Source organism: Dietzia sp. Cai40 (genome assembly GCF_014145165.1).
In the GTDB taxonomy this organism is placed as follows: domain Bacteria; phylum Actinomycetota; class Actinomycetes; order Mycobacteriales; family Mycobacteriaceae; genus Dietzia; species Dietzia natronolimnaea.
The window spans coordinates 1-1,069 of the sequence record NZ_JAALEB010000405.1; the positions used below are offsets into that span (position 1 = coordinate 1).

Genomic DNA, 1,069 nt, shown 5'->3' on the forward strand with positions numbered 1-1,069 from the left:
GACCCCCGCGCCCCCGGCCCCTGCGCCCGTCGCGCCCGTCGCGCCCGCCGTGGCGATCGCGTCGGCGGTAGCTGTGGTCGGGGTGGCCTACGGTTCGATGGCGTCAGCCGCAGGCCTTCCCTCGTGGTTGGTCGTCCTCGCCGCCGTCCTCGTGCTCGGCGCATCCTCCGAGCTGGTGTTCGTCGGCGTGATCGCGTCGGGCGGCCTGCCCTGGATCGCGGTCTGCGCAGCGCTCCTGGTGAATCTCCGGAACGGTGTCTACGGCTTCTCCGCATCGGCGTTTCTGCCCGGGCGGCGCGTCCCCCGACTGTTCTCGGCACACCTGGTCAACGACGAGAGCGTCGCCTTCGCCCTGGCCCAGCCGCACCCGGCGCGACGCCTCCCCGCGTTCCGCGTGGTCGGGGTCGCCATCCTGATCGCGTGGCCCCTCGGCGCGGCGATCGGCGTCCTCCTCGGATACGTCCTGCCCAACCCCAGCCGTCTCGGACTGGATGCGGCGTTCCCCGCGGTCTTCGTCGCGATCCTCCTCGCCAGCGTCACCCGTCGCACCGCTGTCCCCGCCGCTGCAGGAGCGACCCTCGCCGCGGCCGCCACCCCGTTCGTGGCCGCCGGAGTGGCCCCCGTCCTGGGACTGATCGGCCTGCTCACGGCTGTGCGGAAGCGGGGACACCGTGTCTGACGTGACTCTTGTCCTCGCGGTGCTCGCCCTCGCCGCCGGCACCTACGCCGTGAGACTGGGTGGGGTCCATTTCGGAGGCTCGCGCCTCTCCCTGCGCCTCCAGCACTGGGGCGATCCCGCGGTGATCGTGCTGATCGCCGGTGTCGCCGCTACCGCGACCCTCTTCGACGGGCAGTCGTTCGCCGGGTGGGCTCGCGTCGCCGGCGTAACCACGGCTGCCGTCCTGGCGGCGATGCGGGTGCCGCTGGTCGTGGTGGTCGTCGCAGCCGCCGGGGTGGCCGCCTCCGCGAGAGCGCTGGGTATCGACTAGACCGGCACACCTCGTCGTCGTCCTCTCGCTCGCACCCGCGGCCGGCGAGCACTGTCGATCCGACCGCTCCGAACCGCCCC

Annotated in this window: 2 protein-coding genes; both read left to right on the top strand. The window is 73.3% G+C overall.

The window, feature by feature from the left end; genetic code table 11:
- Nucleotides 1–679 (top strand): AzlC family ABC transporter permease (locus G6022_RS14470; RefSeq protein ID WP_187701379.1); only part of this gene is annotated, 679 nt, incomplete at its 5' end.
- A gap of 1 nt (nucleotide 680) precedes the next feature.
- Entirely contained in the window at nucleotides 681–989 is a 309-nt protein-coding gene (locus tag G6022_RS14475) for an AzlD domain-containing protein (RefSeq protein ID WP_182610799.1), read from the top strand.
- Nucleotides 990–1,069 lie beyond the last annotated feature (80 nt).